We start from the raw sequence: 25,087 nt of genomic DNA, 5'->3' as shown, positions 1-25,087 counted from the left end.
GGAGATCCATCAGAAGGGCCCCAGCGGGCCCCACGCCCCGCGGCACGGCACTGGCACGACCGAGGACTGACGGAGGCATGGCCGCACCACCGCACGAAGCGCGCCCCGACGGTCCCGGGCGTGCCCTGCCGGACACCCAGGCGGGTATGCGCCGCCGCAATCTCGCGCGGGTGATGCACGCCGTGAGCGCGGAGGCGTCGCTGTCCCGGGCCGCGGTCGCCTCCCGCATCGGGCTGACCCGGGCGGCCGTGTCGACCCTGGTCGACGAGCTGATCCGGACCGGTCTGCTGGAGGAGCTGGGCCCGGAGCGGCCCGGCCGGGTGGGACGGCCCGGGTCCGCGCTCGCCGTCAGCGGCCACGGTCCGGCCGGCATCGGCGCGGAGATCGGCGTGGACCACCTCGCGGTGTGCGCGGTCGACCTGCGCGGACGGGTGCGGGCACGGGCGGTGCGCCACGGCACCAACCGCGGCCGCTCCCCCGGGCCGGTCGTCGCCGAACTCACCGCGCTGCTGCGCCAGGTGGTGGCCGAGGCCGACCACGCGGGCCTGTGGCCGACGGGCCTCGCCGTGGCCGTCCCCGGTCTGGTGTCGCGGGACGCCAGGACGGTCGTACGGGCGCCGAACCTCGGCTGGCACGACGTGGACCTCGGCGCGCTGCTGCCCGCGGAGCACCCGCTGACCGTGGACAACGAGGCGAACTTCGGCGGCCTCGCCGAGCTCTGGCTCGGCGCGGACACCCCCCGCGACTTCCTGCACGTCTCGGCCGAGATCGGCATCGGCGCGGCGGTGGTCGTCGACGGCCGGCTGCTGCGCGGGACCCGCGGCTTCGCCGGCGAGCTCGGGCATGTGCCGGTCCGGCCCGACGGCCCGGAGTGCCCCTGCGGGGGCCGCGGTTGTCTGGAGCAGTACGCGGGCGAGGAGGCGGTGCTGCGCGCCGCCGGCCTCGAACCGGGCGAGGACCGGGTCGGCCTGCTGGCCGGGCGGGCCGCCGCAGGGGAGGAGGCCGTACGCCACGCGCTGCGCGAGGCGGGCGAGGCGCTGGGCATCGCCCTGACCGGCGCCGTCAATCTGCTGGACCCGCGCGGCGTGGTGCTCGGCGGCGCCCTGGCCGGGCTCGCGCCCTGGCTGCTGCCCTCCCTGGAGGCCGAGCTGGCCCGGCGCACCACGGGACCGGCCTGCCCGGTGTCCGTCTCGGGGCTGGGTCCCGAGGGACCGCTGCTGGGCGCCGCGCACTGGGTGGTGCGCGGCGTGCTGGACGATCCGGCGGGGGCGGCCAGGGGCCGGTGAGCGGGGAACCCTCCAGTGGCCGGTTCCCGGACGGTCGACCGAGCGACCCGTGTCGAAACGGTTGTCGGCACGGACACCCGGAGTGACGATGTCCGCATCGCACCGCCGTCCGGGAGGCCGAGTTGACCGAACCCTGGGTTGCCCTGGAGCCGGGGGCCGACCCCGTCGAGCACGCGCGGCGGCTGCGTCGCGCGCACGAGACGTTCACCGACGCGGGCCGGGTGACCCGCCCCGTGCGGTCCGTGGTGGCGGACTCCTGGCGGCGTTCGGCGCGGGCCGGGGTCGGGCCGGACGGCACCGCGGACGTGGAGCTGACGGACGGTGAGCTCGGCGCCTGCCGGGCGGCGCATCCGCTGGCGCGGGTGATGCCGCTGTTCCGGGAGCTGATGGGCCCCTTCGCGCTGGACGGCGGGCATCTGGTCGCGGTCTGCGACGCGCACGGGCGGCTGCTGTGGGTGGAGGGACATCCGAGGACCCGGCGCGAGGCGGGCCGGATGAACTTCGTGCCGGGCGCCCGCTGGGCGGAGAGCGCGATGGGCACGAACGCGCCGGGCACGGCGGTGGCCGTGGACCGGCCGGTGCAGGTCTTCGCGGCGGAGCACTTCACCCGGCAGGTGCAGCCGTGGACCTGCGCGGCGGCCCCCGTGCACGATCCGCGCACCGGGCGGGTGATCGGCGCGGTGGACATCACCGGCGGGGACGACCTCGCGCACCCGCACAGCCTGGCGTTCGTGCAGGCGGTCGCGCGGGCCGCCGAGTCCCAGCTCGCGCTGCTGGCTCCCGAAGCCCCCGCCGCCGACGCGGACGTACTGGAACTGAGCGCGCTCGGCCGGGACGAGGTACGGCTGCGCGGAGGGGGACGCGGCGTCCGGCTGGGCCGCCGGCACAGCGAGATCGTGGTCCTGCTGGCCTGCCATCCCGAGGGCCTGACCGGCGACGAACTGCTGTGCGCCCTGTACGAGGACGAGTCGGTGACGCCGGTGACCCTGCGGGCCGAACTGGCCCGGCTGCGCGGGGTGCTGGGTCCGGGGCTGCTGGCCTCACGGCCGTACCGGCTGACGGTGCCGGTGGAGTCGGACGTCGCCGTGGTCGAGCGGCGGCTGGCGGCCGGGGCGGTCACCGCGGCCGCGAGCGCCTACACCGGTCCCCTGCTGCCCGCCTCCCAGGCCCCGGCGGTGGTCAGGCTGCGGCGCCGGCTCACGGACGGGCTGCGCGCCGCGCTGATCGACCGCGAGGACCCGGACCTGCTGGCCGAGTGGGCGTACGCGGCCTGGGGCGAGGACGACGTGGAGGTGTGGCGGGCCCTCGCCGCGCTCCGCCCGACGGCCGCGGTGCAGGCCCGGCTCGCCGCGCTGGAGGCCGAGTTGGCGCCCCGGGCCGAGCCACGGGCGCGGCCGGGCGGGCCGGTGGCCCGGGCCGTCCCGCCGTACAACGGCGCCCGTCTGCGGCCACCGGGCCCGGCGGGAGACCCCGCGCACCGCCCCGGCCCGCCGCCACCCCGCAGGACGCCGTAGCCGTACCGCCGGCCGCCCCGACGGCAGACCGGACGCCGACCGGCCCGCCGCGCCACCGGCCCCTACGACCGCAAACCGCCCCCTCCACCCACAGCCGTGCAACGTCCGCGCAACCTCGCCCTCCCTAACGTCCCCCGGGAAGCCGTCCGACGGCGGGCGGCGGTTCATCGGGAGGCACAGAGCATGACCCGTTACGCGGCGCCCGGCACCGAGGGCGCGATCGTCTCCTACCAGGCGCGGTACGACCACTTCATCGGCGGGGAGTACGTGCCCCCGGCCCGGGGCCAGTACTTCGAGAACCCGAGCCCGGTGAACGGACAGCCGTTCGCGGAGGTGGCGCGGGGAACGGCAGAGGACGTGGAGCGGGCGCTGGACGCGGCGCACGCGGCGGCCCCGGCCTGGGGACGCACCTCGGCGGGCGAACGCGCCGACATCCTGCTGAAGATCGCCGACCGCATGGAGGCGTATCTGGAGCCGCTCGCGGTGGCGGAGAGCTGGGAGAACGGCAAGCCGGTCCGGGAGACCCTGGCGGCCGACATCCCGCTGGCCATCGACCACTTCCGCTACTTCGCGGGCGCGGTCCGCGCGCAGGAGGGCTCGCTGAGCGAGGTCGACGACGACACGGTGGCGTACCACTTCCACGAGCCGCTGGGCGTGGTCGCGCAGATCATCCCGTGGAACTTCCCGCTGCTGATGGCGGCCTGGAAGGTGGCCCCGGCGCTCGCGGCGGGCAACGCGATCGTGCTCAAGCCGGCCGAGCAGACCCCGGTGTCGATCCACTACTGGCTGAGCCTGGTGGCGGACCTGCTGCCCCCTGGCGTGCTCAACGTGGTCAACGGCTTCGGCGTGGAGGCCGGGAAGCCGCTGGCGTCCAGCCCGCGGGTGGCGAAGGTGGCCTTCACCGGGGAGACCACGACCGGGCGGCTGATCATGCAGTACGCCTCGGAGAACCTCAAGCCGGTCACGCTGGAGCTGGGCGGCAAGTCGCCGAACATCTTCTTCGACGACGTCTGGGCGCGGGACGACGACTTCCGCGACAAGGCGCTGGAGGGCTTCACCATGTTCGCCCTGAACCAGGGCGAGGTGTGCACCTGTCCCTCGCGGGCGCTGATCCAGCGGGGGAACTACGCGGAGTTCATGGAGGCGGCGGTCGCCCGCACCGAGCTGATCAGGCCCGGCAATCCGCTGGACACCGACACGATGATCGGCGCCCAGGCGTCCAGCGAGCAGCTGGAGAAGATCGTGTCCTACCTGGACATCGGCCGCAAGGAGGGCGCCCGGGTGCTCACCGGCGGTGAACGCGTCGAGCACGACGGCGAGCTGAAGGGCGGCTACTACGTCCAGCCGACGATCTTCGAGGGCGACAACCGGATGCGGATCTTCCAGGAGGAGATCTTCGGGCCGGTGGTGTCGGTGACCTCGTTCGACGACTTCGACGACGCCGTCAAGACCGCCAACGACACGCCGTACGGGCTGGGCGCGGGCGTCTGGACGCGGGACATGAACACGGCGTACCGCGCGGGCCGTGCCATCCAGGCGGGGCGGGTGTGGACCAACTGCTACCACGCCTACCCGGCGCACGCGGCGTTCGGCGGCTACAAGCAGTCGGGCATCGGCCGCGAGAACCACAAGATGATGCTGGAGCACTACCAGCAGACGAAGAACCTTCTGGTGAGCTACTCGCCGAAGGCCCTCGGGTTCTTCCCGGGATAGACGACGGGTGCCTGACCGGCGGGATGCCGGTCAGGCACGCCGGTCAGGCACGCCGTCGGGCACACTCGGCGACACACGGCCCCTCCCCAGCGCGCAGCGCCCTCGGCGGCACACGGCCCCCTCCCCCGGCTCCCGGCCCGGCCCCTCCTACTCGTCGAGCGGCGCTTCCCGGATCACCGCGAAGAGCGCCCGGTCCGTCGGGAGACCGTCGGCGTCGAAGGCACGGTGCCGGCCGAGGTGTTCGGCCCGTCCACCGGAGCAGTTCTTCTCCAGGTACTCCGTGAGCCAGGCGTCAGGCGTCGGCAGCATGCGCGGCAGTCCGAACGACTCGGGCATCTCGTTCTCGCCGCTGTCGAAGAACATCACCTTGCCGGTCCGGGCCCAGAGCCCTCTCAGCAGGTCGCTGGCGGTGTCAAGGCCCATCTCCCGCACCAGGTGATGCCAGACGGACAGCAGGATGGTGCATTCGGTCGTCGGCAGAAGGCCGAGCGTGTCAGGGCGAAACTCGAGGGCCATGACCGCCACGTTGTCCAGCTGGTTCCTTCGCACGGCAGTCATCGCCGTGCGAACGCATTTGGGATCCGCCTCCAGCGCGACAGAGGGGATCCCACGCTGGGCCAGCTTCATCGGGAAGTAGCCGACATTTGCGCCTACATCCATGGCGCTCTCCACCCCGAGCCGCTCCACGACCGGCTCCATCGCCGCCCATCGCGACCCGGTACCGACGGATCGCTTCGCCTTGCGCACGCGTATGCCCGGGACCGGCTGGTAGACACCGTCGGGCAGCGCGTCGAGCTTGAGGCGGACCAGATCGATCGCGTCGTCGACCTTGAGACGCATGCCGTGCATCAGCCGAAATGAAGGGAATCGCTGATGAAGGCGCACCGTGCGCGTGGAGGCCTGAGCTCCGTCCAATTGACCCACAGGCACCTCCGTCGGCTGGGCGTGTGCAGGTCACTCGTGCTGGCATTCAGAAGTAACAATACCTTTTGCTTTGGCCTTCTGCGATTTGAAGGCGAGGGGGAGAAGTCGCGGCTCGCCGTTCACCCCGGCGCGACCGTGACGGACGGCTCTCGAGCGGGCTCGAGAGAGCGCCTGCCCTGCCGACTCCCCCAGGTGACACACGGTCGGCGACCGTGACGAAGATGCGGCCCGATGACTGGTGGAGCACTCTTGAAATGAGTGAAGGTTCCACACTCCTACCATTTGCGACGCGTAAGGAAGTAGCGTCATGCGTTCTGCGGGCTCGCGAACCTCGCCGACCTGGAACCATCTCGAGATAACGAGTCCGGCACCCCGGGATAAATGGCAGCGCTTGGTCGACGGCAGCGACGAGGCGCTGATTACCCAGACCCCGGGCTGGCTGGACTGCATTTGCGCAACCGATTCCTATGAGGATGTCAGCCGCCTTTACGAATTCGACCATGCCGGCGGGATCGTCGTGCCGCTGGCTCGCCGACGCGGTTGGCCCGCCCGCCTGATCGCCCAGGACGCCTGGCCTTCCGAGTGGGGCATCGGAGCTCCTGTGGCCGCCGAGACACCTGACCCGAAGCAAGCGCGCGCCGTGTTCGGGGATCTGGCCCGCCTTCCCGCGAATCGCGTGTCCGTGCGATTCGGGCCGATCGTCGACCCCGCGTGGGTGTCGGCAGTGCCGTCCGACTTCGCCACCTTGCGTCACACAACGCACATCCTGGACCTCGACGGCGGCTTCGGTGACGTCTGGGCGCGGAAGTTCAAAGGGCCGGTCAGAACCGCCGTACGCAAGGGCGAGAAGGCAGGTGTCGACGTGGAGGTCGACCGTACCGGGCGTCTGGTGCCGACCTTCTACGCGCTCTACCAGCACTCGATCGCCCGTTGGGCGCAACAGCAGAACGAGCCGCTGGCGCTCGCTCGCTGGCGCAGAAACCGGATCGACCCGCTGCGCAAGTTCCAGATAGTCGCCGAGACTTTCGCCGAGTCCTGCGCCGTGTGGCTGGCCTCATATCAAGGTCAGCCCACGGCGGCCATGATGGTGCTCCGTCACGGGCCTCACGCGAAGTACTGGCGGAGCGGAATGGTCAAAGAACTGGCCGGTCCCAGCCGTGCCACCACATTGCTGCACAAGCTCGCCATCGAGGACGCCTGTTCGGCCGGTTGCCGCTTCTACCACCTGGGCGACTCGGCCCCCGGCTCCTCTGTCAGCGTTTTCAAGGAGCGGCTCGGTGCTCGCGGCTACACATCGTTCGGCTATCGAAGGGAAGTGCTTCCCCTGACAACGATCGATCAGCGCTTGCGGAGTGCCGCGAAACGTCTCATCGGATTCAAGGACGAGTGACACCCGATCCCACCGAGGTGCCTCGCTTGGGCACCCCGTCCAGCACCGGACGTTGGCAGAAGGTTCTCGGTCCGCGAACGCCAAGCCTCGGGGGCCCATATACACACCCGGCAGGAGAGGCCCGTGAACGCACCTGCTCAGCTCCTGATCAATACTCCGGCCGGTGTCGCGCGCATCACCACACCGGCTCCACGTGACGTCTGGTGGGAGTTGGCGGGCCAGGACCCGGATACCAGCCCCACCCAGACTCCGCTCTGGCTGGACTGCCTGTGTGCCACAGGGCCGTACCGGGACGCGAGCCGCCTCTACGTGTTCGAGCGAGGCCACTCACTCGTCCTCCCCCTCGCGGCCAGAAGGCATCGCCCGCCGATCCTGGGCACGGAGGAGTCCTGGCCGGCCGGCTGGGGCATCGGAGGGCCGGTGTGCCCGGGAGACGTGAGTCCGGCGGAGGCACGCGTGGTCTTCGCCGATCTCGCGCGACTGCGTGCGCTTCGGGTGGGTGTGCGGTTGCGGCCGGCGGACCAGGCCGTATGGGCGAACGCCGCCCCTGGCTTCCGTCTTGAGCCCCACATGACACAGATGGTGGACCTCGACGGCGGCTTTGGCACAGTCTGGGAGCGCCGCTTCAGACGTCATGTGCGACGAGAGATCCGCCATGCCGAGCGCTCGGACGTCGACGTCGAAGTGGACCGTACCGGACGCCTCGTTCCCGCCTTCTACAGTCTCTACGAGAAGTCGATCGTGCGCTGGGCCGAGCAACAGCATGAGCCGTTGGCGCTGGCCCGATGGCGCAGGACGCGAGAGTTCCCCGTGCGGCGGCTGGAAGAGGTGGCTGCCCGGTTCGGTGAGGCGTGCGCGATCTGGATGGCCTGGCGCGCCGGAGAGCCCGCTGGGGCGTGTGTCGTCCTGCGCCACGGTCTTCACGCCAAGCTGTGGCGCAGTGCCATGGATCGGGAACTGGCCCATCCGGTCCACGCCGTTCCCCTGTTGTACCGGCTGGCGATCGAGGACGCGTGCACGGCGGCGTGCCGGACGTTCGACATGGGGGAGTCCGCCCCGGACTCCTCCCTCGCCGCATTCAAAGCGGGGTTCGGAGCGGAGTCCTTCTCCTCCCCGCGCTACCTCCGGGAACGACTTCCCGTCTCGGCAGCCGACCGTCGGCTGCGGACAGCCGTCAAACGCCTGATCCGCTTTCAGGATCCCTGAGGTTCCTCGTTCCAGTCGTCACCCCCACGTCAGCCGTCACCGCCACACGTCGACGGGTTCCGCGTCGGCGCTGTGGTCGAGCGGCTCGAGGCCGTACGCGTCCAGGAGCGTGCGCAGCAGTCCGAACTGATTGTTCGGCTGGGCGTCGTCGCCCCGCTCGACATGCTCGCCCACGAGGATGGTGGGGACGTGGTTGGGTCCTTGTGAATCGTCCTCGTCCCAGGTGACGACCAGCAGGCTGTTGTGGGTCATGGCCCAGTCGGCGTAGTCGCCGAGACTGTTCCGCAGCCAGGTGTCCCCCTGTCGCACACGGCCGTCGTGCATGTCGTGCTCGAGGTCCGGGACGACGAACGCGACCGTCGGCAGATCGGTGAAGTCCCGAGGGAAGTCGGTCCACGGGCGGTTGGCGGAAGCGGGAAGGTTGTCGAAGTTCACCCAGGGGTTGTGCCGGCGCACATAGGCACCGCTTGCGCAGCCGGTGAAGCCGACGTGGGGCAGGCTCTGCGCGTAGCCCACGAAGCTCAGATCGGCCTGGAGGAGCTGAGAGCCGAGATTCCGTGCCGTGAGTGCGTGCGGGCAGGAATCGTCGTCGACGCCGAGGAAGGAGCCCGAGAAGAGCGCCAGGTAGTTGGGCTGGCTCGGGTGGGTGAGGGCGTAGAACTGGGTGAGCGAGGCGCCTCGCCGGGCCAGTTGGTTGAGGTACGGGGCGTCCGGGTTTCCGATGACGGCGTCGTACGGCTGGTCCTCCTCGATGACCACGACGATATGGTCCGGACGGGGAATCCCGGCCCCGGCCGACGACTGGTCGCACCCGGCTGTCGTCAGGAACGTCACCAGCACGGTCGCCCAGGCGAGGAGCCCCCTCGTCAGGAGACCTGCCGGCCCCGGCCGTGCGCCTCGTACTCGTGACCTCACCGCTCTCCCTCCGGGCACCGTTTCGCCGCGCGTCGTACGTGATCGCCACGGCCTGCCACTTGCAGCCATCGGAGATACCGTCACAATCAGTACTACTACCTCTTATCGGTTGACATCGCGTGCCAAGGTGTCCCGACGAGCGGGAGTGACGTCAGCCCGTGTCGCGGATGGCCGTTCGCCGGGACGGGGGACCGACAGGCCCGACCGGAAGGTGCCAGATGCGTCGAGTCAGCGTCCCTGTCTGCCGCGGCGGGAGAGCGCCGGGTCCTCTTGAGGAGCCGGCGTCCCGCGCCATGGGGACCGTTGTCGAGGCATCGGCTCCCCGGGAGACCCCTTCATGGGCAAGCTCCAGACGCTGACGGGCGGGCGCATGGCCTCCTTCACCAGCGCTGTTGCGCGGCGGCCAGGTACCGCCGCCGGAGAGCGGCGTTCCTCCGACCGGACCACGGCACGCCAGTGGACGGCGCGCTTCGTCCTTCCCGTCGCCCTCACCTTTTGGCTGCTGTCCCTGCGCCATGTGCACCTGGGCGGGATGCGCGACCTGGGCCTGCTCCAGGTGCTGCCGGTGCTGTTCTGGGTCGCCCTCGGCCTGCTCACCCTCGGCTTCTGCCTGGCGCTGACCGACCGGCGGACCGCCGGCGGATGGTTCGCCGCCTACGTCCTCGGGCTGATCGCGGTCGTCCACGCGACCCCCACGCTGCTCTACCCGACACTGCGCTACAGCTGGGCGTGGAAACACGTCGCGGTGGTCGACGCCGTGATCCGCCACCAGGGCGAGGTGCCCCACGCGGGCAAGCTCACTATCTACAACCAGTGGCCCGGATTCTTCGACCTCAACGCGTTCTTCCTCCAGGCCACGGGCCTGGAGTCGTCGCTCGGCTACGCGACCTGGACACCGCCCGTCTACAACGCCGTGCTGCTCGCTCCCCTGCTGATGCTCTACCGGACGGTGACGCGTGACCGCAGGCTGGTCTGGGGAGCGGCGTGGGTGTACTACTCGTGCTCCTGGGTGGGTCAGGACTATTTCGCACCCCAGGCCTTCGCGTTCCTGCTCTTCGTGACGGTGATCGCCCTGGTCATGGGGCAGTTGCCCACCTCGGTGCTGTACGGTTCGGGCGGTGTCCGCGCAGGCCGATGGCCCGTCGGCCGGTTCGTGCTGGTCATGGTGCTCGTGGCCGTCATCATCTCCTCGCACCCGCTGACACCGCTCATGCTGATCAGCGCGCTGGTAGTGCTGTCGCTGCCGCGGCGCAACCGCCGTGTCGTGCTGCCCGTCCTGGCCGGTGCCGTGCTGCTGAACATGGCCTGGTACGCCACCGTCGCCCGCCCGTACATCTCGGAGAACCTGCAGGACTTCCTGGGCTCGCTGCTGAAACCTGACACCAACGTCGTCTCCGGGCTGGCCGCCCTCGGCACCGCGGCTCCGGGCCATGTCGTGGTGGCCTGGGTCGACCGGGGCCTGTCCGCCGCGGTCTTCCTGCTGGCGGCCATCGCGTTCGTGGCCCGCCCCTGGGTCCGCCGCACCGGCCTGCCCCTGCTCGTCCTTGCTCCGATGCCGGTCCTGGCTGCGAACGCGTACGGCGGAGAGATGATCTTTCGCGCCTATCTCTTCGCGCTGCCCGCGGCCTCGCTGCTGATCGCGGTCCTCCTCCTCGACCGGGGCAAGCGGCCGCGCCTTCAGGTGCTGGCCGCCTGTCCGCTGTTGCTCGCCCTGCTCGGGGGACTCCTGTTCGGCTACTACGGCAAGGAATCGGCGAACTACTTCACGAAAGACGAGGTGGCGGCCTCACGCTTCGTCGCGGCCACCGCTCCCCCCGGGTCCACGGTCGTCTCCCTCACCTCGGCCGTGCCCGGCCTCTACCAGCGCTACGACGAGAACCCCCAGGTGGAGTTCACCCAGCAGGACATCGACGACCGGCTGCGCCTGGTGAAGAACCCGTTGGACGGCCTGGAGGGGTTCGTCCAGCGGGCCAGCCCGCAACAGCCCGCCTACATCATCCTGAGCCGGGCCCAGGCCGCCGACATCTACCAGACGGGGGTCCTGCCCGCAGACATCATGCGACGCATGGACTCGGCCCTGGCGACGGACCCGGACTACATCCCCGTCCTGCGCAACAAGGACGCGGTGGTCTACCGGTATCAGGGCCCGAAGGGCTGAGCGCGGCCATGACCTCCCCGCGCTCGACGACCTCCCTGCGCTGGGGACTCGCGCTGTCCGGCTGGGCGGCCCTGGCGGTGGTCACCTTCCTGCCGGACGCCCCGGTCCTGCGCGCCGTGGTGACGACGGCGTTCCTGCTCGTCTGTCCCGGCCTGGCGGCCTCCCGGTGGGCGCGGCCGGGTGCCGTGCGGGTCACGGACCGGACGAGGGTGCTGGAGACGGGTGGCCTGGCCCTGACGCTCAGCGTGTCGATGGCGGTTCTCGTCGCGGCACCCCTGTTCCTGTGGGACGCGTTCACCGTCACCCGGGCGCTGCTCGCGCTCGCCGCCGCCACCTCCGTCCTGGCCCTGCTGCCCGGGCCCGGCCGAGGTCGCCGGGCGCGGCGAGCCGTCCCGGACCCGGAGTAAGGCGCCGGGGCGATCTCGCCCAGGGCCCTTCCGACGGAGATCCGTAGAAGGGCCCTGGTGGCCGCAACGCTCCATGTGAGGGCGTCGCGGCAGTCCCCCGGCTGTCAAGGCACCGGCTGCACATCGCTCTCTTGACGCCCTCCTCAAATCGGGCGAAAGTGTACATATACGCCGTAAATATATGGCGTAGATGCGCACCCGGAGATGCATGATCATGTACAACGACCCGATCATCGACAACGAGCGAGACGCCGGGGCACACGCCACCGTCAGCCTGGTCGTTCCGGCGCTCAACGAGGCCCGCAACATCGCGTGGGTCTTCGAGCAGATCCCGGCATGCGTGGACGAGGTCATCCTCGTCGACGGCGACTCCACCGACGCCACGGTTCCGATGGCGCAGCACTGCCTCCCGACCGTGCGCAACGTGCGACAGAGCGGCCCCGGCAAGGGCAACGCCCTGCGTACCGGCTTCCTGGAGGCGAAGGGTGACTACGTGGTGATGATGGACGCCGACGGCAGCATGTCACCGGCGGAGATCCCCCACTTCGTGCACTTCCTCGACCACGGCTACGACTTCGTCAAGGGCTCGAGGTTCGTCGCGGGCGGCGGCTCGCTCGACATCACCCCCATCCGCCGGATGGGCAACCTTGTGCTCCTGATCGCCGCCAACCGGATGTACCACGCCTCCCTGACCGATCTGTGCTACGGCTACTGCGCGTTCCGGCGCAGCTTCCTCGACCAGCTCGATCTGCACGCCTCGGGTTTCGAGATCGAGGCCGAGATGATCGCGCACGCCCTGCGTTCCGGTCTGCGCATCGCCGAGGTCCCCAGCCTGGAACTGCCCCGACGCAGCGGCTGCTCGAACCTCCACGCCATATCCGACGGGCGCCGAGTGCTGCGCACCCTGCTCTCGGAACGTCCGGGCGCCCGGTCCTCGGCCGCCCGGACCGACAGGAACGCATCGTGACCTCCGCCTCGGTCCGCCCCCCTCTCGTCCGGCCCCCGGTGCCGGTGGTCGACATCGACCTGGCCCGTCCGGGCGAGTTCCGGCTGCCCGGTGACCGTGGGCCGGTCCGCCCGCGGGGACAGGCCCGCGCACTCGTGCGACTGGACGGCCGGCCCCTGGGCATGGTCAGCGCCGTCGACACCTCCGGACCCGACAACCTGTGGCGGGCGCTGGCAGGTACCGCGCACGTGGAACTGGCGGAGCAGCTCGCCGGGCACCTCGCCGGTGACCGGACCGGACCGCCGGACGGCGACCCGGACGACCGGCCGCACCGGGGCGTCCGGCGCCACGCACCCCACCCGGCACCCGGCATCAGCGTGGTCGTGGCCACGCGCGACCGACCGGAGAGGCTCCGCCACTGTCTGCGTTCGCTGCTGCGCTCGGCGTATCCCGATTTCGAGATCATCGTGGTCGACAACGCCCCGGCCGACGGTGCGACCGAGGCCCTGGTCCGCGGAGAGTTCGCCGGACGCGTCCGCTATGTCCGCGAACCTGTCGCCGGGCTGGCCCGCGCCCACAACCTGGGGCTCGCCGGGGCGCGCGGATCGATCATCGCCTTCACGGACGACGACACGCTCGCCGACCCCGGATGGCTGTCGGCGCTGGCCGAGCCCTTCGCCCGCGACACGCGGACCGGCTGTGTCACCGGGCTGATCGTGCCGGCCGAACTGGAGACCCAGGCCCAGATCGCCCTCGAACTGCAGGGCGGTTTCGCGAAAGGGTACGTGCCGCGCACCTGGTCGCTGCTCGATCCGCCGGCGGACCCGCTGTTCCCGTTCACCGCCGGGCGCTTCGGCTCCGGCGCCAACATGGCGTTCCGCGCCGACGTGTTGCGCGCCCTCGGCGGCTTCGACACCGCGACCGGTGCCGGGACCCCCGGCCGGGGCGGTGACGACCTGCTCGCCTTCTTCGAGATCCTGACGGCCGGTCACACGCTCGCCTACCAGCCGAGTGCCATCGTCTGGCACTGCCATCGCCGTACCCGGGACGCCGTGGCCGCACAAGCGTTCGGCTACGGGGCCGGCCTCGGCGCCTATCTCACCGGCGCGCTGCTGCGCGATCCCCGCCGGCTGCCCGCCCTGCTCCGGCGGCTGCCCCGCGGCATCCGCTACGCCATGACCAGGTCACGCGCCCGCGGCGCCGATCCCGAGGCCGGCTGGTCCCGGCACCTGGCGCTCCTGGAAGTGCGGGGGATGGTCTACGGCCCCTGCGGCTATCTCCGCGGACGCTTCAACGGCGCCTGAACCGATGCCGAGGTGAGTGGCTTGGACACCAGCGGGGTCACCGACTCAGCGGCAAGGGGCGCCGGTATGCGACGAAGCCCCCTGGGCATGCTGCGCGCGGGTGTCGCCGCCGCGCTCCCGGGCGAGCCCCTCCTGCGCACGGGACACGTCCTCGCGGTCAGTTCCCTCGTCAACGCCGGTCTCGGCTTCTTCTTCTGGACTCTCGCGACGCACTGGTACGACGAGCGGACCGTGGGCCTGAGCTACTCGGCACTCTCCGCATCCCTCCTACTCACCGGCATAGGACAGCTCAACCTGAACGACTTCCTGGTGCGGTTCGTGCCGACCGCCGGCCGCCGCAGCCGCCGTCTGGTCCTCACCTGCTACGCGGCAAGCACGGCTTTCAGCGTGATGGTGGCCCTGCTGTTCCTCGCGTTGATTCCGTTGATCTCACCGAGGCTCGGCTTCCTGCTGACACCGGTCACCGCGACCTGTTTCGTGGTGGCGACCGCCGGTTACGCCGTCTTCGTCCTGCAGGACGGCGCCCTCACCGCGGTCCGTATGCCGGGCTGGGTCGTGGGGGAGAACCTGATCTTCGCCCTGGTGAAGATCCTGCTGCTCGGCCTCGGCGCGGCCCTGGGCCTCTTCTCCGGGATACTCCTGTCGTGGGCGGGAGCTCTCGTGGTCTCGCTGATCGTGGCCAACTCTGTCCTGTTGGGCCGGGGCATTCCCCGGCACGAGCGGGAGACGAAGACCGCGCCGCCACCGCCCCGCATGTTCGGGTACGCCGCGGCCGACTACGTCGGCTCCTTGTTCCGGGTCGCCGGATACACCGTGGTCCCGCTGATCGTGCTGAACAACTGTGGTGCCGAGCAGAGCGCCTTCTACTCGGTCGCCTGGGGTGTCGCCTACGTGCCCTACCTGATCGCCCGCAACATGGGAACGTCGCTGCTCGCGGAATCCGTGCGCGGGCCCGAACGACTCGTGGAGCACTCCCTGCGCGTCCTGCGCCACTCGGGTCTGCTGCTGGGCGGTGTCACCGTCGTCGTGGTCGCGGCCGCACCGCAGATCCTGTCGATCTTCGGTGCCTCGTACGCCGCCGAAGGGAGCACGCTGCTGCGGCTGCTGGCCCTGTCCGCGCTGCCGAACCTGCTGCTGAGCGTGGCCATCGACGTGGCCCGGGCGCAGCGACGGCTGCGCTGGGCGGTGTGGCTGCAGGCCGCGATGTGCGTCCTGGTGCTCGGGCTCACGCATCTGCTGCTGTCGACGGTCGGCCTCGTGGGCGCGGGCATCGCCTGGCTCGTCACCCAGTGTGTGATCGCCGGCTTCCTGGTCGTGTCCCGGTCCCGTTGGCTCGTCCCCGTCACCGAAGGCTCATCATGAACAGCGCACCCTCCACCGAACGCACCGTCCCCACCCTGGCGGTCGTCATCTGCGCCTACACCCTCGACCGCTGGGACGACATGCGGGCCGCGATCGCGTCGGTGCTGGCCCAGGACCCGCCCGCCGACGAGGTCGTGCTGGTGATCGACCACAACCAGGCCCTCCTGGAGCGCGCCGAGCGGGAGCTGACGGGCGTCCGTGTGGTGGCCAACCAGCGGCGCCGAGGTCTGTCGGGCGGCCGCAACACCGGAGTGTCGGTGTCGCGTGCCGACGTGGTGGCCTTCCTCGACGACGACGCCACAGCGGGACCGGGATGGACGGACCGCCTGCTGACGCCCTACCGCGACCCCCGGGTGGTGGGCGTCGGCGGATTCGTCCGGCCGTGGTGGCTGACCGGACGGCCGGTGTGGTTCCCGCCGGAGTTCGACTGGGTGGTCGGCTGCTCCTACCGGGGCCAGCCCCGGAGCGCCGCCCGCGTCCGCAACTTCATCGGCGCCAACATGTCCTTCCGCAGAAGCGAACTGCTCGCCGTCGGCGGCTTCTTCGACGCCTTCGGACGCGTGGGCAGCCGGCCGGTGGCGAGCTGCGACGAGACGGACCTGTGCCTGCGGATCGCCGCCCGCGACCCGGAGGCCGTCCTGCTGTACGAGCCGGCCGCCGAGATACGGCACCGGGTCCCGAAGTCCCGCACCAGCTGGGCCTACTTCCGCAACCGCTGCTACGTCGAAGGGCTTTCCAAGGCCCTGGTGGCGCGGCGCTGCGGCAGCGGCCCGGCACTGGCGAACGAGCGCGTGTACGTACGGTCGACCATCTCGCGGGCCCTCGCCCGCGACGTCACCCGGATCGGACGCCCCGGCGCGCTGCGCAGGATCGGGGCGCTGTCCGGGGGTGTGTGCGCGACCGTCACCGGCTACCTGGTCGGGTCGGTCAGGCCGCTGGGTTCCCGGCGGGGTGCGGCGCGGCCGAGGACGGCGGCACGGTCATGAGCGTCGTACCCGTCTTCCTCTATCACGCGGTGTCGGACCGCTCACCGTCGTGGCTGGCGCGGTTCACCGTCGCTCCGCGCACGTTCGTGGAGCAACTGGACATGATCGCCGACAGCGGACTGCGGGTGATCCCGTTGCGGCAGCTGGTCGCCGCGCTGCTCGGCGGTCCCGCGGTGCCACCGCGGTCCGCGGTGCTGACCTTCGACGACGGATACGCGGACTTCGCCTCCACGGTGGCTCCACTGCTCGCCGCACGGGGACTTCCCTCCACCCTGTACGTGACCACGGGCGCCCTGCGCGACGCCGGACGGACGTCGGGCCACTCGCCGTTCCCGTCGGTGGCGACGCTCAGCTGGGACCAGGTCAAGGAACTGGACGCGGCCGGGGTCGAGATCGGCGGTCACACCACGACCCATCCGCAACTGGACACCTTGTCCCGGAGGTCGGCGCGGGAGGAGGTGGCCGGCTGCAAACGGCGGATCGAGGACGAACTCGGGCACCGCGTCGACTCCTTCGCCTACCCGCACGGCTACTCCAGCCGTACCGTGCGCACACTGGTGCGGGAGGCGGGCTGGACCTCGGCCGCCGCCATCCGGGCGGCCTCGGCGTTCAGTTCGGACCAGGACGACCCGATGCGGTTCGCCCGGCTCATGGTCCGGGCCGACACCGGCCGGGACCGCTTCGCGCGCTGGACCAGCGGTGAGGGGGCCCCTGTGGCGCCGTTCTCCGAGGGGCTGATGACCAGGGGCTGGCGGGTCTACCGCCGGGCGAAAGCGGTGACCGGGCGGCCGTACCGGGCGCTGCCCGCCTGACCCGCGGCCGGGCGCCGCGGACACGGAGTGCGCCGACGGCACTTCACCTCAACGCCCCCGGACCCGGATGCGCCGACGGCACGTCAACGCTGCCAGACCCGGACCCAGTCCACGTACATGCGCGCCAGGTCGGTGTCCGGGTGCGGGGTGTACGGAAGGCCGACGGCCAGGTTGATGATGACCTCCATCGGCACGTGCGGGATGCGCTCGGGCTCCGTCACCCGGAACCGTTCGACGCCGTCCACGAGCCAGACGAGCTTGTCCTTCTCCCAGAGCAGCGCGAAGACGTGGTAGCCGTCGGGAAAGCCGTCCGCGGTGTAGGTCCCCCGTTGCTTCCTCTCCTCGCCCTCGTCGTTCAGCCAGTGCACGAACATCGACACCCTGCGGGTGTTGCCGAGGAACTCCATGATGTCGATCTCGGGCGGCGTGTAGCGGCTCGCGGGCATCATCCAGAACTCCGGTGCCATCCCGCCCTGCGGCGGGATGCGGATCGCCGCCTCGAAGTAGCCGTAGGTGAAGGTGTGCCGTGGCTCGGCGTACCAGTCGTCCCGGCCGGTGGAGATCATGCCGGACACCCAGGGGTAGACCTTGCCGTCACTGGCCCGGACGTCCCGGCGCTGGGCGGTGAGGGTCAGCTTCCCGCCGCCGACGGCCACCTGACCGGGCTGGTACCACTCCAGTTCGTTGTTCGAGGCGATGGTGCAGCCGTCCTCGTTCCAGTCGTAGCAGGTGGCCCAGCGGCCCGTGTCGAGCCGTGAGCCGTCGAACTCGTCCCGGAGCACCAGGCGCCACTCGGCGGTCTCCCCGGGCCGGGACGCCGTGTTCTCGGGTGTGGCACCGCCGGCGCCGCATGCCGCCAGCAACAGCATGAGCACACCGATCACCGCGCCCCGTGTCGTCATGGACCGGTGCGGTTCCTCGCGGCGACGGAGACGGCCGCCCGGCGCGCGGCGAATCCGGTGCCGGTGACGAACCGCAGGACGGGACCGAAGGTGGGCGCGGCGGCCAGTCCGGTGGAGTGCAGCCCGGGCACGGAGGCTCACGGCCGCGCACCGGCCCAACGGGCGCATTCGTCGAGCACGGGTGCGACCGTGTGCGCCAGCCACCCGTAGCTGTGGCCGAACCTCGGGGATTTGCAGACGTTGTTCGTCACGTGCCACAGCCAGCTCAGCAGGGGGATCGCCACCGGATCGGCGACGCCGTGATCCGGGTCCAGCCCGGTCGGCGCGAGCAGCGCGCGGTCGGCGTCCGCTACCCGGCCCGCGCTCAGCGTCTCGGCGACCAGGCCGCCGAGCGGGCGGCCGGTGAGGGTACTGCGCAGGGCCAGGACGAAGGTGTACGCGTCGATCTCGCACGGCCCGTCGGCGCGGCCGCTGCTCCAGTCGAAGACACCGGTGACCCGGAGGGGGACGCCGCCGAGCAGCACGTTGCCGGCGTGGTAGTCGCCGTGGGTCCAGCCCTCGGTCAGCTCGGCTCCGGCCAGGGCGGCGTCCAGCCGGCGGCGCAGGGCCTCGAACTCGGCCGCCCGCCGGCCGGACCGGTAGCGGGGGATTCCGGCGGAGAGGGCCCTGAGCTGCGCCTCGCACCAGGCGGGCGCCCTGTCGGCGGCCTTGCGGCGACGCCCGGTTGCGGCCCGCAGATCCGCCAGGAGTTTCATGGCGGGAGCCACGACGGCGTACGGATCGTCAGGGCTGTCCAGGATCAGCCGCTCCGCCGGGACACCCGGGAGCCTGGTCTGGGCGACGGTCCCCTCGGGCCCGCGTGAGCCGACGACACGCGGCAGAAGATCACGCCAGGGGGCGAGCCGGCTGTCCGCGTCGAGTTCCTTGAGGACCTCCCACTCCCGCGCCGTGACGGCGACCCCGGCCTCGTTCCTGGGGTGTTTGACCACCAGGCTGCCCGCGCCGCGCCGCAGCTCGAACACCAGCAGGCCCGCCTTGGGCAGTGAGGGGCGCCGGACCACGGTGATGTCCCTGGGACCGGCGCCGCGTACGAGCCAGTGGGCCCGGAGGCGGTCGTCCAGTCCGGCCAGCGCGCGAGGGAAGTACAGCGGCAGCAAACCGGAGAGCGAGGACATCGTGGCGGGTGTCTTCATACCAGACCTTGTCGGGCCGTCGACGGCACGACCCGCGCTTGCCGGGGATAGGGGATATGGGCGATACGCCCCTACTGGGACGACCTGAAGCTTTCATCCATGCTAGTGCCTTTCGGGAGGAGCTTCCCGGAGAGGGGCGGGTGACCCTCTCGCCGGACAAGGAAGTACCCGTACTCCTCGCCGGGATGGGCAACTACCCACTGCAGTCTGGGCGCGGGGCGCACGGTCGGCACCCGGGGCATGGCGGCGCCGCCGCGGAGCCGTGACGAACTCGTCGACTCGGGCCGCGAACTCGGTTGCCCACTGGCGCTCGAGAACCTGGCGCCGGTCAGCCGGCTCCGCACTCCGGCCTCAGCGGCACCACGACCGCGGCGCCCGGCGCGCCGCCTGCTGCGGCCGAGGCGATCCCGCCCGGCCACGTCGCGAGCTGCCGGGCCCGTAGGGTTCGCAGGCTTTCCTTCCCCTACACCCCTTTTGTGCGTTGACCTCGACGAGCCAAAGGGGGAAGATGTACATATACGTCGTAAATTTACAGGTCTACCCGGTCGTGGCACGTCGCCCGGCGCACAGGGCGACCCGGCCGAGCGGCAGGAGGATCACATGCGTGTGGTGGTGTCCGGTGGCGGCGGCTTTCTGGGGTCGCACCTGTGCGAGGAACTGCTGCGCAGGAATGACAGCGTCCACTGTCTGGACAACTTCTCCTCGGGCCGAAAGGCGAACGTCGCCCGTCTGCTGCCCCGGCCGGGCTTCCGGTGCTCCCCCTGCGACGTGACGGAGGGTTTCCACGTCTCCGGGAGGGTCGACGCCGTCGTGCACCTCGCGTCGCCCGCGTCACCCGCCGACTACCACCACCATCCGCTCGAGACGCTGGCGGTCGGCAGCCGGGGCACGGAGAACATGCTGCGGCTGGCCGAGAGCCACGGAGCGCGTTTCGTCCTCGCGTCCACGAGCGAGGTCTACGGGGATCCCGCGGTGCATCCGCAGACCGAGGACTACTGGGGACACGTCAACCCCATCGGCCCTCGAAGCGTCTACGACGAGGCCAAGCGTTTCGCGGAGGCCCTCACCATGGCGTACCGACGCAGCCGGGGGGTCGATACCGGTATCGTCCGGATATTCAACACATATGGCCCTCATATGCGTCCGCACGACGGCCGGGTGATCTCCAGCTTCATCAGGCAGGCGCTCCGGGGTGAGCCGCTGACGATATTCGGCGACGGCAGCCAGACGCGGAGTTTCTGCTACGTCGACGACCTGGTCCGCGGCCTGGTGGCCATGGTCGACTCCGCCGAGCCGGGCCCCTTCAATCTGGGCAATCCGGAGGAGCGCACGGTGCGGGAACTGGCGGAACTGGTGACGGGGATCACCGGATCCGGCAGTGAGCTGCGCCATCTCCCCCTGCCTGTAGACGACCCCGTCCGCCGGCGCCCTGTCATCACCCGGGCCCGCGAGGGGCTCGGCTGGGAGCCGCGGGTGCCACTGGAAGAGGGACTGCGGCGCACCGTCGACTGGTTCATGGCGGAGTCGCCGGCCCTCGCGCGAGCGCCGGTGCGGGCCGCCGCGGCCGGGCCGTCCTGACGTACGGCGACTCGCCCCGGACACCGCGCCGCCGCCCGGGGGACCGGCGCTCCGGGGCCGACGCGCCCTGGGCGCCCGCCGCAGGAGGCGGGCGCCCAGGGCGCGTGGGTCGGGTCGGTCAGTGCTGCCAGACCCTCACATAGTCGACCACCATGTCGGCGGGGGCAGCGTTGGTCCCGCTGTGACTGGGGTTGATCCCGTTGTTGAGGATCAGATACATCGGGGCAGAGGTGATCCCGGTGGTGATCCGGCCGACCTGCTTGCCGTCGTAGTAGTACGTGACGGAGCCCTGCTCCCATTCGGCGCCGAACGTGTGCCAGCCGCCGGAGTAGGTGCCCGGAGCACAGCCTCCCGGACCGCCCGCCGTGGAATGGAAGTGATAACAGGCGGAGCCGCCCAGGCCTTCCAGGATGTCCATCTCCCCGTCCTCGGGCCAGTTCTGCCCGTCGGTCCAGAAAGAGGGCCAGTTGGCCATCTTCGTCCCGATCGAGGGTGTGTAGATGCGGGCTTCGAAAGCGCCGTAGGTGAACTGGGCCTTTCCGTTGCTGTTCACCATTCCGGAAAGATAGGGATACGTCTTGCCGTCGACGGTGGTCGGCTTCTCGATCAGCTTGAGGCGGAGGGATCCGTCGCTGACGGAGACCTGCGACGGGGAATAGGCGGAACCTTCGGCCGAGTTGATCGGCTTGGTGACACACGTGGAACAACCGAACCAGTTCGGGTGCCACTTGGAACCGTCGAGAGAGGTGCCGTTGAATTCGTCGCTGAACACCTGGCGCCACGTGCCGGCGATACCGACGGGCATGGCGCCGGTCGTGGGCGCGGAGGGCGTGGTGCCGGAAGTCGATGTCGGGGTCGGCGTGGGGGTGGGCGTGGGGGACGCGGTCTGCGTGGGCGTGCCCGTGGAGGTCGAGGCCGGCGACGTCGGCGCCGCTGTCGGTGTGGGGGTGGAGGCGGGCGACGTCGGCGCCGCTGTCGGCGTGGGAGTGGAGGCGGGCGACGTCGGGGTCGCCGTCGGCGTGGGGGCGGAGGGGGTGCCGGAGGTGAAGGATTTCACCGGGGAGAGACGGTGCCAGTTGCCGCGAAGCTTGTACGCGACGAAATAGTCATAGGTGCCGGCCGGGAATACGCGGGAGCCCGAGGCATATGTGGTGGGCCGGGTTCCGAGAGTGGTCGCGGTGGCCCCGGGAAAGTCATAGTTTCTGTTCTGCGCGGATCGCACGGCGACGGTCAGTGCCTGCACTTTGACGGTTTTGGCGCTGTGGACCGTGGCAGTGGCTTTGAGTTGCCCGCCGGGGGCCGCCGACACGGACAGGGAATCGACCACGACGTTTTCGCTTGCGGCCTGTGCCCGGTCCGGCTGTGTGTGGACGCCTACGGCGAGTGCGGCAGTGGCGAGCGCCAGAGCGCCCAGCTTCGTTCGCACAGCGCGAGGGCGGCGATGTCGCCGGATGTCGTTCGTGGACTTCTTTGGCATGTACGCATGACCTTTCGCCCCCCTTGCGACAGTTGGATCATTCTCGACGGATGAGCAATGGCCGACCGAATAGCCATGGACTCTGCGCGAGGAGAACTCGATGCGCAAGTGCCGCACCCGGTGACGACAAACACACCAGGGGCAGTTCGGTGAGTTCTTTCACATGTGCGGATCCGGCGTGAGCGCGGCCGCGGGCCGGGCACCGACCGCCGATGCCCCACCGGTCCGGCGGCACCCCCGGAGGGAGTACGTTTCCTTACCCGTTCCAAGGTGGTCGAGGCGCAGCCATCCGTCTGTGGTGCAATCTCCCTGCACTTCCGTGGTTTTGACGGTTGCTCAGGGATCTCGGGCGGAGGATCGGCCATGCGCGCACTCGGCCGGGCACGGGCGGGCAGAACGGCACTGGCCCTCTTCACGGCACTCACCGCGTCGGCCGGTGCCGCCCTCACCGGGGCGGCACCGGCCGACGCCGTCGACCGGGCGTCACCTTTCGCACCGGCCGTCACCGCGCCCGCGGTGCCCGTCGCGCCGGGTGTCGTCTACGAGCAGTACGACCTCCAGGGGGCCCAGGGCCCGGCGCACGCCCATGTGCTGCGCGTCGACCTCGCCGAGCTCCGGGTGCGGCTGGGGCTGCTGTACCCCGGCGCGGTCGCGGCGCGGGACACCGTCTCGCGGATGGCCGCGGCCCGGGGCGCGGTGGCGGGCGTCAACGGCGACTTCTTCAACATCACCGAGACCCAGCACCCCGGCGTCCAGGCCACCGGCGCGAGCGTCGGCCCGGCGGTCGCGGACGGCCGGACGCTGAAGGCGGCGGTGCCGAACGGGCAGCGGTTCGGCCCCGCGCTGCCGCCGGGCACGAGCACCGAGGACGTCGTCGGGGTGGGCCGCGACCACCGGGCGCGGCTCGAGCGGCTCACGTTCGAGGGCTCGCTGCGCACCCCTGAGACGCGGCTGCCGCTCGGCGGGCTCAACCAGTACGCGCTGCCGGTGGGTTCCATCGGGGCGTTCACCGGGAGCTGGGGCTCCGCCTCCCGGGCGCGCGCCACCTGTGGCACGGACACCGATCGGGCGGCGCCGTGCAGCGCCGACACCTACGAGGTGACGGTCCGCGACGGCCAGGTCGTGGCCACCGCGGACACCCCGGGCGGCGGGCCCATCGCCGCGGGCACGACGGTGCTGGTCGGCCGGGAGGCGGGCGCGCGGCAGTTGAGGGAGTTCTCCCTCGGCGAGCGCGTGCGCATCAGGCACCGGCTGCGCACCACCGTCTCCCCCGATCCCCTGCGCTTCGCCGTCGGCGGCTACCCGGTGCTGCGGGACGGCCGCCCGCTGCCCGGCCTGGAGAACCGGACCGCCGCCGTGCGCACGGCCGTGGGCATCGCCCGGGGCGGGCGGAGGCTGCTCCTGCTCACACTGGACGGCGCGCCCGAGTACCGCACCGGGCTGACCGTCGCGGAACTCGCCGCCACGCTGGCGGACCTGGGTGCCGCGCAGGGGTTCAACCTGGACGGCGGCGGCTCCTCGGCCCTGGTCGCCCGCGACCCGGGCTCCGGCGCCGTCACCGCGCTCAACCATCCGAGCGGGGGCGCGGAGCGCGCCGTCCCTAACGGCATCGGGGTCTTCACGACCGGGTGAGGCCCGCGCGGCCTCGGCCCCGGAGGGCCGGAGACCGCGCGGGCCTCACGGCCGCAGGCTGCCGACGATGTCCGCGGTGGCCGTGAGACCACTGTGGATGGTGGGCGCCATGCCCGTACTGGCGAGGTAGAAGCCGAGCAGTGCGCACACCAGCGCGTGGGAGAACTTCAGTCCCCCGTTGCGCAGGAAGATCACCGCCAGGATGAACAGCAGCAGCACCACAGAGATGGAAACGGCCATCGTCAACCTCCTCCGCCACGCCGGTCGCGTCCGGTTCACGGCGTTCGGCCGCAAGTGTGGCGTAACGGAGGGTTCATCCGGGCGGCTGACATGTCCCCCGAACGTGTGGTGTCTGCGTGTGAGGGTCAGGCCCGACGCGCGTCCAGGAAGGCCTCCAGGCCCGCCAGGTCGTCGGTGTTGAGGAAGTCGACACCGGCGTCGAGGAGTTCGGCCCACAGGGCGTCACGGGCCGGGCCGGCCACGTCCGGGGTGGCCCAGAAGCGAACCGTCTGGCCGCGCTCATGGGCGGCCGCGGTGATGGCGTGCAGCCGCTCACGCTCGGCGGAGGGGAAAGGGCCGACGCCCTGCCAGGTGAACAGGCGGGTCCAGTTGTCGCTGATCAGCGGCACGAACGAGGCGGGCGCCGAGGAGCCGAGGTCGGTGAGCCGGCCGTCGTAGAAGGCACGGCGCACGGACTGGGCCTCCATCGGCACGCGGGCCGCGCGGTCGCCGGAGATGACCGCGGTGACCGGGCCGCGGTGGACGCGGCCGTGGGCGAAGGTGGTGAAAAGCTGCTTGTGGCGGCGCAGATGCCGGTCGAGCTCCAGGTAGGTCGAGGCGCCCTCGGTCTTGATGTCGATCAGGAGCTGGAGCGGTCGGCGGTGACCGCGGTACACCGAGCCGTGGTTGGCCTTCACACGCGCGGCGAGCGTGTCGAGGTAGAGGGACTCCAGGGTGCGGGCCGGGTCGAGGTCCTCCGGGTCGTGGGCGACCAGGAGCTGGTCGCCGACCAGGTAGATATCGGCCTCCAGGCTGCCGAAGCGGTGGTCGAGGGCGTCGAGGAGGGGGCGGGGGTGCTCGTAGTCGTTGTGCGCGTGGGCCCGCCACAGCGGGGACGGGCGGTGCTTGTTCCGCTCGCTCGCGAGGGCGGTGGCGCCGGGCAGGGCGATCGTGCCCGCGACGGCCGCGCCGAGGGCTGTCAGGGCTCTGCGACGGGTGGTGAGGGCCATGCGCTGCCTCCCTGTGGGGGTGCCGGTGTGAATCCCCAGCGAGTATGGGGCGTGCACACCTCAAAGAGGCCGTGTGGCGCAGGAGTTGGCCGGACCGCCGTCATGCGTTCACCGGCCGCGGCGCAGCGCACGGAAAAGCCCGCCCCGGGTGGG

The 25,087-nt window shown here is 71.2% G+C and carries 22 protein-coding genes; 14 read left to right on the top strand and 8 right to left on the bottom strand.

The window, feature by feature from the left end:
• Nucleotides 1–77: 77 nt before the first annotated feature.
• The 3 genes from ACFYR0_RS05815 to ACFYR0_RS05805 all read left to right on the top strand — a co-directional run bounded on the left by ACFYR0_RS05815 (nucleotide 78) and on the right by ACFYR0_RS05805 (nucleotide 4,513).
• A complete protein-coding gene (locus ACFYR0_RS05815; RefSeq protein WP_389322276.1) occupies nucleotides 78–1,286 on the top strand; it encodes an ROK family protein in 1,209 nt (402 codons plus the stop codon).
• A gap of 122 nt (nucleotides 1,287–1,408) precedes the next feature.
• Entirely contained in the window at nucleotides 1,409–2,800 is a 1,392-nt protein-coding gene (locus ACFYR0_RS05810; protein ID WP_389322274.1) for a GAF domain-containing protein, read from the top strand.
• 183 nt (nucleotides 2,801–2,983) lie between these two features.
• Nucleotides 2,984–4,513, top strand: a complete 1,530-nt coding sequence (locus tag ACFYR0_RS05805; RefSeq protein WP_389322272.1) for an aldehyde dehydrogenase family protein — start codon at nucleotides 2,984–2,986, stop codon at nucleotides 4,511–4,513.
• Nucleotides 4,514–4,660: 147 nt separating this feature from the next.
• On the opposite strand, the gene ACFYR0_RS05800 is transcribed toward ACFYR0_RS05805, so the two are convergent.
• Nucleotides 4,661–5,353: a hypothetical protein gene (locus ACFYR0_RS05800; protein ID WP_389322270.1), complete on the bottom strand. Its 693-nt coding sequence runs from the start codon at nucleotides 5,351–5,353 to the stop codon at nucleotides 4,661–4,663.
• A 475-nt stretch (nucleotides 5,354–5,828) separates the two neighbouring features.
• On the opposite strand from ACFYR0_RS05800, the gene ACFYR0_RS05795 reads away from it, so the two are divergent.
• Nucleotides 5,829–6,827: a GNAT family N-acetyltransferase gene (locus tag ACFYR0_RS05795; RefSeq protein ID WP_389322268.1), complete on the top strand. Its 999-nt coding sequence runs from the start codon at nucleotides 5,829–5,831 to the stop codon at nucleotides 6,825–6,827.
• Nucleotides 6,828–7,283: 456 nt separating this feature from the next.
• A complete protein-coding gene (locus ACFYR0_RS05790) occupies nucleotides 7,284–8,033 on the top strand; it encodes a GNAT family N-acetyltransferase (RefSeq protein WP_389322266.1) in 750 nt (249 codons plus the stop codon).
• A 36-nt stretch (nucleotides 8,034–8,069) separates the two neighbouring features.
• Here the strand turns inward: ACFYR0_RS05790 and ACFYR0_RS05785 are convergent, their stop codons facing one another.
• The gene (locus tag ACFYR0_RS05785) at nucleotides 8,070–8,792 is read right to left on the bottom strand and encodes an alkaline phosphatase family protein (RefSeq protein ID WP_389322264.1); all 723 of its coding nucleotides are present in this window, start codon (nucleotides 8,790–8,792) and stop codon (nucleotides 8,070–8,072) included.
• Nucleotides 8,793–9,285: 493 nt separating this feature from the next.
• On the opposite strand from ACFYR0_RS05785, the gene ACFYR0_RS05780 reads away from it, so the two are divergent.
• From ACFYR0_RS05780 to ACFYR0_RS05750, 7 genes are all read left to right on the top strand, one after another.
• Nucleotides 9,286–11,106, top strand: a complete 1,821-nt coding sequence (locus ACFYR0_RS05780; protein WP_389322262.1) for a glycosyltransferase — start codon at nucleotides 9,286–9,288, stop codon at nucleotides 11,104–11,106.
• 8 nt (nucleotides 11,107–11,114) lie between these two features.
• On the top strand, nucleotides 11,115–11,513 hold the full coding sequence (locus ACFYR0_RS05775; RefSeq protein WP_389322260.1) for a hypothetical protein: 399 nt from the start codon (nucleotides 11,115–11,117) through the stop codon (nucleotides 11,511–11,513).
• A 208-nt stretch (nucleotides 11,514–11,721) separates the two neighbouring features.
• Nucleotides 11,722–12,480 carry a glycosyltransferase family 2 protein gene (locus ACFYR0_RS05770; protein ID WP_389322258.1) on the top strand — a complete coding sequence of 253 codons (759 nt, stop codon included), beginning with the start codon at nucleotides 11,722–11,724 and terminating at the stop codon, nucleotides 12,478–12,480.
• On the top strand, nucleotides 12,477–13,763 hold the full coding sequence (locus tag ACFYR0_RS05765) for a glycosyltransferase (RefSeq protein WP_389322256.1): 1,287 nt from the start codon (nucleotides 12,477–12,479) through the stop codon (nucleotides 13,761–13,763). Before ACFYR0_RS05770 ends, ACFYR0_RS05765 begins: the two co-directional genes overlap by 4 nt.
• Before the next feature lie 66 nt (nucleotides 13,764–13,829).
• Complete coding sequence (locus tag ACFYR0_RS05760) at nucleotides 13,830–15,125, top strand: lipopolysaccharide biosynthesis protein (protein ID WP_389322254.1); 1,296 nt, start codon at nucleotides 13,830–13,832, stop codon at nucleotides 15,123–15,125.
• Nucleotides 15,122–16,111, top strand: a complete 990-nt coding sequence (locus tag ACFYR0_RS05755) for a glycosyltransferase family 2 protein (RefSeq protein ID WP_389322252.1) — start codon at nucleotides 15,122–15,124, stop codon at nucleotides 16,109–16,111. The genes ACFYR0_RS05760 and ACFYR0_RS05755 overlap by 4 nt, the downstream gene beginning before the upstream one ends.
• Nucleotides 16,108–16,923 carry a polysaccharide deacetylase family protein gene (locus ACFYR0_RS05750; RefSeq protein WP_389322250.1) on the top strand — a complete coding sequence of 272 codons (816 nt, stop codon included), beginning with the start codon at nucleotides 16,108–16,110 and terminating at the stop codon, nucleotides 16,921–16,923. The genes ACFYR0_RS05755 and ACFYR0_RS05750 overlap by 4 nt, the downstream gene beginning before the upstream one ends.
• An 83-nt stretch (nucleotides 16,924–17,006) precedes the next feature.
• On the opposite strand, the gene ACFYR0_RS05745 is transcribed toward ACFYR0_RS05750, so the two are convergent.
• The 3 genes from ACFYR0_RS05745 to ACFYR0_RS05735 are packed head-to-tail and all read right to left on the bottom strand — an operon-like array spanning nucleotide 17,007 to nucleotide 19,018.
• On the bottom strand, nucleotides 17,007–17,825 hold the full coding sequence (locus tag ACFYR0_RS05745; protein WP_389322248.1) for a family 16 glycosylhydrolase: 819 nt from the start codon (nucleotides 17,823–17,825) through the stop codon (nucleotides 17,007–17,009).
• The gene (locus tag ACFYR0_RS05740) at nucleotides 17,822–17,956 is read right to left on the bottom strand and encodes a hypothetical protein (protein WP_389322246.1); all 135 of its coding nucleotides are present in this window, start codon (nucleotides 17,954–17,956) and stop codon (nucleotides 17,822–17,824) included. Before ACFYR0_RS05740 ends, ACFYR0_RS05745 begins: the two co-directional genes overlap by 4 nt.
• 6 nt (nucleotides 17,957–17,962) lie before the next feature.
• Nucleotides 17,963–19,018 (bottom strand): phosphotransferase family protein, encoded by a 1,056-nt coding sequence (locus tag ACFYR0_RS05735; protein WP_389322244.1) that lies wholly within the window; start codon nucleotides 19,016–19,018, stop codon nucleotides 17,963–17,965.
• A 600-nt stretch (nucleotides 19,019–19,618) separates the two neighbouring features.
• Between ACFYR0_RS05735 and ACFYR0_RS05730 the strand changes: the two genes are divergently transcribed.
• A complete protein-coding gene (locus ACFYR0_RS05730) occupies nucleotides 19,619–20,596 on the top strand; it encodes a UDP-glucuronic acid decarboxylase family protein (protein ID WP_389322242.1) in 978 nt (325 codons plus the stop codon).
• 118 nt (nucleotides 20,597–20,714) lie between these two features.
• Here ACFYR0_RS05730 and ACFYR0_RS05725 read toward each other — a convergent pair whose 3' ends face one another.
• Nucleotides 20,715–22,022 (bottom strand): family 16 glycosylhydrolase, encoded by a 1,308-nt coding sequence (locus ACFYR0_RS05725; RefSeq protein WP_389322240.1) that lies wholly within the window; start codon nucleotides 22,020–22,022, stop codon nucleotides 20,715–20,717.
• Between the two features lie 414 nt (nucleotides 22,023–22,436).
• Here ACFYR0_RS05725 and ACFYR0_RS05720 point away from each other — a divergent pair, with 414 nt between their 5' ends.
• Nucleotides 22,437–23,705: a phosphodiester glycosidase family protein gene (locus ACFYR0_RS05720; RefSeq protein WP_389322238.1), complete on the top strand. Its 1,269-nt coding sequence runs from the start codon at nucleotides 22,437–22,439 to the stop codon at nucleotides 23,703–23,705.
• A 45-nt stretch (nucleotides 23,706–23,750) separates the two neighbouring features.
• Here the strand turns inward: ACFYR0_RS05720 and ACFYR0_RS05715 are convergent, their stop codons facing one another.
• Together ACFYR0_RS05715 and ACFYR0_RS05710 are read right to left on the bottom strand one after the other, a co-directional pair.
• Entirely contained in the window at nucleotides 23,751–23,945 is a 195-nt protein-coding gene (locus tag ACFYR0_RS05715; RefSeq protein WP_386379575.1) for a hypothetical protein, read from the bottom strand.
• A 125-nt stretch (nucleotides 23,946–24,070) separates the two neighbouring features.
• The gene (locus tag ACFYR0_RS05710) at nucleotides 24,071–24,934 is read right to left on the bottom strand and encodes a phosphatidylinositol-specific phospholipase C/glycerophosphodiester phosphodiesterase family protein (protein WP_389322235.1); all 864 of its coding nucleotides are present in this window, start codon (nucleotides 24,932–24,934) and stop codon (nucleotides 24,071–24,073) included.
• Nucleotides 24,935–25,087: the final 153 nt, after the last annotated feature.

Source organism: Streptomyces sp. NPDC005017, assembly GCF_042873115.1.
Lineage (GTDB): Bacteria > Actinomycetota > Actinomycetes > Streptomycetales > Streptomycetaceae > Streptomyces.
The sequence above is the reverse complement of the archived record's forward strand: the minus strand, read 5'-3'. Positions and strand labels throughout refer to the sequence as shown.

Excerpts from the sequence above, each read along its gene's own strand:
- ACFYR0_RS05815 (WP_389322276.1), top strand. The coding sequence starts at position 78 with ATGGCCGCACCACCGCACGAAGCGCGCCCCGACGGTCCCGGGCGTGCC.
- ACFYR0_RS05805 (WP_389322272.1), top strand. The coding sequence starts at position 2,984 with ATGACCCGTTACGCGGCGCCCGGCACCGAGGGCGCGATCGTCTCCTAC.
- ACFYR0_RS05800 (WP_389322270.1), bottom strand. The coding sequence starts at position 5,353 with ATGCGTCTCAAGGTCGACGACGCGATCGATCTGGTCCGCCTCAAGCTC.
- ACFYR0_RS05780 (WP_389322262.1), top strand. The coding sequence starts at position 9,286 with ATGGGCAAGCTCCAGACGCTGACGGGCGGGCGCATGGCCTCCTTCACC.
- ACFYR0_RS05775 (WP_389322260.1), top strand. The coding sequence starts at position 11,115 with ATGACCTCCCCGCGCTCGACGACCTCCCTGCGCTGGGGACTCGCGCTG.
- ACFYR0_RS05770 (WP_389322258.1), top strand. The coding sequence starts at position 11,722 with ATGATCATGTACAACGACCCGATCATCGACAACGAGCGAGACGCCGGG.
- ACFYR0_RS05760 (WP_389322254.1), top strand. The coding sequence starts at position 13,830 with ATGCGACGAAGCCCCCTGGGCATGCTGCGCGCGGGTGTCGCCGCCGCG.
- ACFYR0_RS05755 (WP_389322252.1), top strand. The coding sequence starts at position 15,122 with ATGAACAGCGCACCCTCCACCGAACGCACCGTCCCCACCCTGGCGGTC.
- ACFYR0_RS05750 (WP_389322250.1), top strand. The coding sequence starts at position 16,108 with ATGAGCGTCGTACCCGTCTTCCTCTATCACGCGGTGTCGGACCGCTCA.
- ACFYR0_RS05745 (WP_389322248.1), bottom strand. The coding sequence starts at position 17,825 with ATGACGACACGGGGCGCGGTGATCGGTGTGCTCATGCTGTTGCTGGCG.
- ACFYR0_RS05735 (WP_389322244.1), bottom strand. The coding sequence starts at position 19,018 with ATGAAGACACCCGCCACGATGTCCTCGCTCTCCGGTTTGCTGCCGCTG.
- ACFYR0_RS05730 (WP_389322242.1), top strand. The coding sequence starts at position 19,619 with ATGCGTGTGGTGGTGTCCGGTGGCGGCGGCTTTCTGGGGTCGCACCTG.
- ACFYR0_RS05720 (WP_389322238.1), top strand. The coding sequence starts at position 22,437 with ATGCGCGCACTCGGCCGGGCACGGGCGGGCAGAACGGCACTGGCCCTC.
- ACFYR0_RS05715 (WP_386379575.1), bottom strand. The coding sequence starts at position 23,945 with ATGGCCGTTTCCATCTCTGTGGTGCTGCTGCTGTTCATCCTGGCGGTG.
- ACFYR0_RS05710 (WP_389322235.1), bottom strand. The coding sequence starts at position 24,934 with ATGGCCCTCACCACCCGTCGCAGAGCCCTGACAGCCCTCGGCGCGGCC.